The following is a 7,348-nucleotide window of genomic DNA, read 5'->3' as shown; positions in this document are numbered from 1 at the left end:
GCCGGCGGCACCGAACTGGCCGCGCTCAAGCACGAGCTGAGCCAGGTCCGCGGCGTCGACGTCGAGGAACTCCCCGAAGAGGAAGACCTCACCGCAACCGCGGCGACCGCGGCCGGCCGCTCGGCCTGACCGCAGCACCCGATCCACCTTCTCCTACTGACCGAAGGCATTCCCCATGAAGATCGCCCTCGACCCGTACATGATCCGCGACGTGCCGTTGCTCGAACTGCCGGCCGTGGTGGCCGAGTTGGGATACGAGTGGATCGAGCTCTCCCCCCGGGAGGACTTCATCCCCTTCTTCCGGCACCCACGCGTCGACGACGCGACAGTACGGAAGTTCCGCAAGGCCCTGGACTCGGCGGGTGTCGGCATCTCCTCCCTGCTGCCGCTGTTCCGCTGGTCCGGCCCGGACGAGGACGCCCGCCAGGCCGCCGTACGCTACTGGAAGCGGTCCATCCAGATCGCCGCGGACCTCGGCGTGGACAGCATGATCTCCGAGTTCAACGGCCGCCCCGAGGAGGCGGACCGCAGCGAGGCGCAGTTCTGGAAGTCGTTGGACGAACTGCTCCCGGTCTTCGAGCGCGAGGGCATCAGGCTCACTCTGGAGCCCCACCCGGACGACTTCATCGAGAACGGGTACGACGCGATCAACCTGATCCGGGGCATCAACCACCCCAGCGTCAGCTTCCTCTACTGCGCGCCGCACACCTTCCACATCGGCAACGACGCCCCCGGCATCATCAAGTACGCGGGCGACCTCCTCACCCATGTGCACCTCGCGGACGCCTTCGACCACACCGCGTCGTCCGGTCTGCGGTACATCCTCAACCCGCCCGGCACGACGGCGCGGGTCCACCAGCACCTGGACATCGGCCAGGGCGAGGTCGATTTCGACGAACTCTTCCGTGAACTCGATGCCAACGGCTTCGACGGCACCCTGACCGCCTGCGTCTTCGCGTGGGAGGAGCGCGCCAAGGAGTCGTCCCTGTTCATGCGCGAGAAGATCGCCGAGTATCTGGCGTGCTCGCCCTGACGAGGTATCGCCTCGCACGCGAAAACCCGTCGTAACAACCTATTGACATGACATTTGAGTGGGGGGCATCGTTCTCCATGAGGTGCTTTTAAAGCGCTTTAAGCCCCCCACTCCACACCCGGAGTCTCCGGAGCGAAAGGAAACCAGCAATGCCGTTCGACGTGCTGACCATCGGCCGGGTCGGGGTGGATGTGTACCCGCTCCAGACAGGCGTGGGGCTCGCGGAGGTCACCTCGTTCGGCAAGTACCTCGGCGGCAGCCCGACCAACGTCGCCGTGGCCGCCGCCCGGTACGGGCACTCCGCGGCCGTGATCACCAAGACGGGCCGGGACCCGTTCGGCGCCTTCGTCCGCAACGCCCTGGACGGCTACGGCGTCGACCCCCGTCTCGTCGGGACGTCGGACATCGCGCCGACGCCGGTGACGTTCTGCGAGATCTTCCCGCCGGACGACTTCCCCCTGTACTTCTACCGGCTTCCGAAGGCCCCCGACCTGGACATCCGGCCCGAAGAGCTGGACCTGGACGCGGTACGGGACGCGGCGGTGTTCTGGTTCACCGGCACGGGCCTGAGCGAGGAGCCGAGCCTCTCGGCGACCCTCGCCGCCCTGGCGCACCGGGCGAAGGCGGGCACGACCGTGTTCGACCTGGACTGGCGGCCGATGTTCTGGACCGACCCCTCCGAGGCCCGTACGTACTACGCCGAGGCACTGCAGCACACCACCGTCGCCGTCGGCAACCTCGACGAGTGCGAGGTCGCGACCGGCGAGCGCGCACCCTACGCCGCTGCCAAGGCGCTGCTCGCCGCCGGCGTGGAGCTGGCCGTGGTGAAGCAGGGCCCCATGGGTGTCCTGGCGATGGACCGGGACGGCTCGGTCGCCGAGATCCCGCCGGTGCCGGTGGACGTCGTCAACGGCCTCGGTGCAGGGGACGCGTTCGGCGGGGCGCTGTGCCACGGGCTGCTGTCCGGCTGGGACACCCGCACCACGGTCACCTTCGCCAACGCCGCCGGCGCCATCGTCGCGGGCCGGCTGTCCTGCTCCGACGCGATGCCCACCCAGGCCGAGGTCGAGGACAAGCTCCGCGAGGCGAGCGCCTCCCCCACCGAACGAAAGGCGTGACGACCTGATGTCCGACAACCTGAGCCGGATCGTGTCCGCCCGGGTGGGCGACCCCGGCGCCGTCGCGGCAGCCGCCGCCCGCCGCGTCAAGGCCACCTCGCTGCTCGGCGAGCACGGCAAGGCGATGATCATCGCCGCCGACCACCCCGCCCGCGGCGCCAACGGCGTCGGCGGCGACCCGAACGCCATGGCCGACCGCGGCCGGCTACTCGACCGGCTCTGCGTCGCGCTGGAGCGGCCGGGTGTGACAGGTGTGCTGGGTACGGCCGACATCCTCGAAGATCTGCTGCTGCTCGGTGTCCTGGACGGCAAGAGCGTCTTCGGGTCGATGAACCGCGGTGGTCTCGCGGGCTCGGTCTTCGAGATCGACGACCGCTTCACCGGCTACGACGCCGAGACCCTCGCCGCGATGGGCTTCGACGGCGGCAAGATGCTCACCCGTATCGCCCTGGGCGACGCGGCGACGCCCTCCGTGCTGGAGAACACCGCCCGCGCCGTCGACGAACTGAACGACCGTCAGCTCATCGCCATGGTCGAGCCGTTCCTCTCCGCCTGGCAGGACGGGAAGATCCGCAACGATCTCTCGACGGACGCCGTCATCAAGTCGATCACCATCGCCTCGGGACTGGGCCGCCGTACCGCGTACACCTGGCTGAAGCTGCCGGTCGTCGACGACATGGAGCGCGTCCTCGCCTCCTCCACCCTGCCCGCGCTGCTGCTCGGCGGCGAGGTCAGGGACCCCGACGCCGCCTTCGCCTCCTGGGGCAAGGCCCTGAAGCAACCCACCGCACAGGGCCTGGTCGTCGGCCGCTCCCTGCTCTACCCCTCCAGCGGCGACGTCGCCGGTGCCGTGGACCGGGCGGTGAGCCTGCTGTGACGAACGCGAGCCGCACGAGCAAGTACCACCTCCCGGCGGGGACTTCGGCCGACGGCCCCTACGACCTGCTGGTCACGCCCGAGTCGGCGGGCTGGGGATACTCCGGGCTCAGGATCCTGACCCTGCGGCCCGGGGAGGCGCACGCCCTGTCCACCGGGGAATCCGAGTTCCTGGTCCTGCCGCTGACGGGCTCCTGCACCGTCACCACGGACGGCAGGGTCTTCGAACTCGCCGGCCGGACAGGCGTGTTCGCCTCGACCACCGACTTCGCCCACCTCCCCCGCGAGTCGGAGGCACTGATCAGCAGCGCGGCCGGCGGCCGGTTCGCGCTGCCCTCCGCCCGTACCGAGCAGGGAGGTCAACCGGCTCGGTACGGGCGCAAGGAGGACGTGTCCGTCGAACTGCGCGGCGCCGGGGCCTGCTCCCGGCAGGTCAACAACTACTGCCTGCCGGGGACGTTCGAGGCCGAGCAGCTGCTGGTGTGCGAGGTGCTCACACCGGGTGGCAACTGGTCGTCGTACCCACCGCACAAGCACGACCAGGCCCGCGCGGACGAGCACGGCGAGCCGGTCGAGTCCGAGCTGGAGGAGATCTACTACTTCGAGGTCTCCGGCGGCGAGAACGGCTTCGGCTACCAGCGGGTCTACGGCACCGAGGACCGGCCCATCGACGTGCTCGCCGAGATCCGCTCCGGCGACACCGTCCTCATCCCGCACGGCTGGCACGGCCCGTCGATCGCCGCGCCCGGCTACGACCTGTACTACCTCAACGTCATGGCCGGCCCCGGACCGGACCGCGCCTGGCTGATCTGCGACGACCCCGCCCACGGCTGGGTGCGCGGGACCTGGGACGCCCAGGACATCGACGACCGGCTGCCGTTCGCGGCCGAGGAGAACGAGTGATGGAAACGATCAGGCTCACCACCGCCCAGGCCCTGGTGCGCTTCCTGGCGGCCCAGTACAGCGAGCGCGACGGCCAGGAACAGCGACTGATACCCGGCGTGTGGGGGATCTTCGGGCACGGCAACGTGGCCGGCGTCGGGCAGGCACTGCTTCAGGCCGCCGTCACCGAAGAGGCCGACCTGCCGTACTACCTGGCCCGCAACGAGCAGGGCATGGTGCACGCGTCGGTGGCGTACGCGAAGATGCGCGACCGGCTGGCCACCTTCGCCTGTACCGCGTCCACCGGCCCCGGCTCCACGAACATGATCACGGGCGCCGCGCTGGCCACCACCAACCGCATCCCGGTGCTGCTGCTGCCGTCCGACATGTTCGCCACCCGCGCCGCCGACCCCGTCCTCCAGCAGCTGGAGGACACCCGCGGCGGGGACGTCACCGTCAACGACGCCTTCCGCGCCGTATCGAAGTACTTCGACCGGATCCAGCGCCCCGAGCAGCTCGTCCCGGCGGCGCTCGCGGCGATGCGGGTGCTGACCGACCCCGTCGAGACCGGTGCCGTCACCCTCGCGCTGCCGCAGGACGTGCAGGCCGAGGCCCACGACTGGCCCGTCTCCTTCTTCCGGCGCCGGGTGTGGCACGTGGGCCGCCCGGTGCCGGAGCCGGTCGCGGTCGAGCGTGCCGCACGCCTGCTCCGAGGCGCGAGGAAGCCGCTCATCGTGGCCGGCGGCGGCAGCGTCTACTCCGGTGCCGAGACGGAGCTGCGGGCCTTCGCCGAGGCCACCGGCATCCCGGTCGCGGACACGCACGCAGGCAAGGGCGCGGTGCCGTGGGACCACCCCTACGCCGTCGGCGGCATCGGCTCGACCGGGTCCTACGCGGCCAACGAGCTCGCGAGGGACGCCGATGTCGTCCTCGGCATCGGGACCCGGTACTCCGACTTCACCACCGCCAGCCACACCTTGTTCGGCAACCCCGACGTCACGTTCGTCAACCTCAACGTGGCCCGCCTGGACGCCGTGAAGCATTCCGCGGAGCCGCTGGTGGCCGATGCCCGGCTCGGCATCCAGGCCCTGGCGGGAGCGCTGTCGCAGTGGGAGGTGGAGCCGGCGTACCGTGCGCGCACACGGCAACTCATCGCCCGGACAAGGCAGATCGAGGAGGAGTGCTTCTCCCCGGACCGCAACAGCGGTGAGCTGCCTGCCCAGACGCAGGTTCTCGGCGCCCTGAACGACGTGCTCGACGACCGTGCTGTGGTCATCAATGCTGCGGGATCCATGCCGGGTGATCTGCAGCAGCTGTGGCGGGCGCGGGATCCGAAGGCCTACCACGTGGAGTACGCCTACTCCTGCATGGGCTACGAGGTCGCCGCGGGCGTCGGCGCGAGGATGGCCGACCCTTCGCGTGAAGTCGTCGTCCTGGTCGGTGACGGTTCGTATCTGATGATGGCTCAGGAGATCGTGACCATGGTCTCCGAGGGACTGAAGGTCATCATCGTCCTGGTCCAGAACCATGGCTTCGCCTCGATCGGCGCGCTGTCGGAGTCGCTCGGGTCGCAGCGCTTCGGCACCAAGTACCGCTTCCGCGACGACGCTTCGGGCCGGCTCGACGGCGGCATCCTGCCCGTCGACCTCGCCGCGAACGCCGCCAGTCTCGGCGCGGACGTCCTGCACGCCACCTCCGTGGAGGAGTTCCGTGCGGCGATGGAGAAGGCCAAGGCAGCCCAGTACACCACCGTCGTGCACGTCGAGACCGACCTCTACGGCCCCAATCCGCCCGGTCACGGCTGGTGGGACGTCCCCGTCAGTCAGACCTCCGCCCTCGACTCCACCCGTGCGGCCTACGAGACCTACGCCGCACACAAGCAGGCCCAGCGCCACTACCTGTAAGGACGCGTTTCCCGTGAAGACCATTCAGCACTGGATCGGCGGCTCGACCGTCCCCGGCACCGACACCCAGCCGGTGTTCAACCCGGCCACCGGCGCCGAGCAGGCCCAGGTGGTCCTGGGCGGCGCCACCGACGTGGACACCGCCGTCGTCGCCGCCGCGCAGGCCTTCGAGACCTGGTCGGAGTCCTCACTGACCCAGCGCACCCAGGTGATGTTCAACTTCCGCCAGCTCCTCGTCGAGCACGAGGAGGAACTCGGCCGGATCATCTCCGCCGAACATGGCAAGACCGTCGACGACGCACGCGGCGAGATCACCCGCGGCCGCGAGGTCGTCGAGTACGCCTGCGGCCTCGGGGACGTGCTGAAGGGCTCCTTCTCCGACCAGGTCTCGCGCGGCGTGGACGTGCACGACTTCCGCCGGCCGCTGGGCGTCGTCGCGGGCATCACGCCGTTCAACTTCCCGGCGATGGTGCCGCTGTGGATGCACCCGACCGCCATCGCCACCGGCAACACCTTCATCCTCAAGCCGAGCGAGCGCGACCCGTCGGCCGCCAACTTCGTCGCCGAGCTGTACAAGAAGGCCGGTCTGCCCGACGGCGTGTTCAACGTCGTCCACGGCGGCAAGCCCGCGGTCGACGCCATCCTGACCCACCCCGGCATCAGCGCGGTCTCCTTCGTCGGCTCCACCCCGATCGCCAAGTACGTGCACGAGACGGCCACCGCCCACGGCAAGCGCGTGCAGGCCCTCGGCGGCGCCAAGAACCACGCCGTCGTCCTGCCCGACGCCGACCTGGAATTCGCCGCCAACCACCTCACCGCCGGCGCCTACGGCTCGGCCGGTGAGCGCTGCATGGCCGTGTCGGTGGCCGTGGCCGTGGGCGACGCGGCCGACGCCCTGGTCGAGGTGCTGGAGCGCAAGGCCCGCGAGGTCAGGGTCGGCCCCGGCGACAAGCCCGGCACCGAGATGGGCCCGCTGGTCACCAAGGCCGCCCGGGAACGCGTCGAGAACGCCGTCGGCACCGCCGCCACGCAGGGCGCCACCGTCGTCGTGGACGGCCGTGGGCTGAAGGTCGACGGCCACGAGGAGGGCTTCTTCACCGGTCCGTCCCTCCTGGACCACGTCACCACCGAGATGGACGCCTACAAGGAGGAACTCTTCGGTCCGGTCCTCGCGATCGTCCGCGCCGAGAGCCTCGACCAGGCCATCGACCTGATCAACGCCAACCCGTACGGCAACGGCACCGCCCTGTTCACCGGCTCCGGCGAAGCCGCCCGCCGCTTCCAGCGCAAGGTCGACGTCGGCATGATCGGCGTCAACGTCCCGGTGCCCGTCCCGATGTCGTACTACTCCTTCGGCGGCTGGAAGGACTCCCTCATCGGCGACTCCCCGGTCCACGGCCCCGAGGGCATCCGTTTCTACACCCGCCCCAAGGTCGTCACCAGCCGCTGGCCCGAACCGAAGCAGCAGGTCACCGCGGGCTTCAACTTCCCCACCTCCTCCTGAGATCCCCCCACCCATCAACCGCTAGGAGGTG

7 protein-coding genes are annotated in these 7,348 nt (G+C 70.1%); all 7 read left to right on the top strand.

Annotated elements, in window-relative coordinates; all coding sequences use genetic code 11:
• Positions 1–129: ABC transporter ATP-binding protein (locus ACFU95_RS41595; protein ID WP_383839867.1), on the top strand; the 129-nt coding region annotated here is incomplete at its 5' end.
• Positions 130–175: 46 nt separating this feature from the next.
• Positions 176–1,033, top strand: a complete 858-nt coding sequence (locus tag ACFU95_RS41590) for a sugar phosphate isomerase/epimerase family protein (RefSeq protein WP_383839859.1) — start codon at positions 176–178, stop codon at positions 1,031–1,033.
• 149 nt (positions 1,034–1,182) lie between these two features.
• Positions 1,183–2,151, top strand: a complete 969-nt coding sequence (gene iolC / locus ACFU95_RS41585; protein WP_383839857.1) for a 5-dehydro-2-deoxygluconokinase — start codon at positions 1,183–1,185, stop codon at positions 2,149–2,151.
• 7 nt (positions 2,152–2,158) lie between these two features.
• Positions 2,159–3,028 (top strand): aldolase, encoded by an 870-nt coding sequence (locus ACFU95_RS41580; RefSeq protein ID WP_383839854.1) that lies wholly within the window; start codon positions 2,159–2,161, stop codon positions 3,026–3,028.
• A complete protein-coding gene (gene iolB, locus ACFU95_RS41575) occupies positions 3,025–3,930 on the top strand; it encodes a 5-deoxy-glucuronate isomerase (protein ID WP_383839851.1) in 906 nt (301 codons plus the stop codon). The genes ACFU95_RS41580 and iolB overlap by 4 nt, the downstream gene beginning before the upstream one ends.
• On the top strand, positions 3,930–5,813 hold the full coding sequence (iolD, locus tag ACFU95_RS41570) for a 3D-(3,5/4)-trihydroxycyclohexane-1,2-dione acylhydrolase (decyclizing) (protein WP_383839848.1): 1,884 nt from the start codon (positions 3,930–3,932) through the stop codon (positions 5,811–5,813). Before iolB ends, iolD begins: the two co-directional genes overlap by 1 nt.
• 13 nt (positions 5,814–5,826) lie before the next feature.
• The gene (locus ACFU95_RS41565) at positions 5,827–7,317 is read left to right on the top strand and encodes a CoA-acylating methylmalonate-semialdehyde dehydrogenase (protein WP_383839845.1); all 1,491 of its coding nucleotides are present in this window, start codon (positions 5,827–5,829) and stop codon (positions 7,315–7,317) included.
• Positions 7,318–7,348 lie beyond the last annotated feature (31 nt).

The organism is Streptomyces sp. NPDC057623 (assembly GCF_042800355.1).
In the GTDB taxonomy this organism is placed as follows: domain Bacteria; phylum Actinomycetota; class Actinomycetes; order Streptomycetales; family Streptomycetaceae; genus Streptomyces.
This window is presented reverse-complemented; position numbering and strand designations above follow the sequence as displayed.

Bases quoted from the DNA above. Each gene is read 5' to 3' on its own strand.
- ACFU95_RS41580 (WP_383839854.1), top strand. From the start codon at position 2,159: ATGTCCGACAACCTGAGCCGGATCGTGTCCGCCCGGGTGGGCGACCCC.
- iolD (WP_383839848.1), top strand. From the start codon at position 3,930: ATGGAAACGATCAGGCTCACCACCGCCCAGGCCCTGGTGCGCTTCCTG.
- ACFU95_RS41590 (WP_383839859.1), top strand. From the start codon at position 176: ATGAAGATCGCCCTCGACCCGTACATGATCCGCGACGTGCCGTTGCTC.
- iolC (WP_383839857.1), top strand. From the start codon at position 1,183: ATGCCGTTCGACGTGCTGACCATCGGCCGGGTCGGGGTGGATGTGTAC.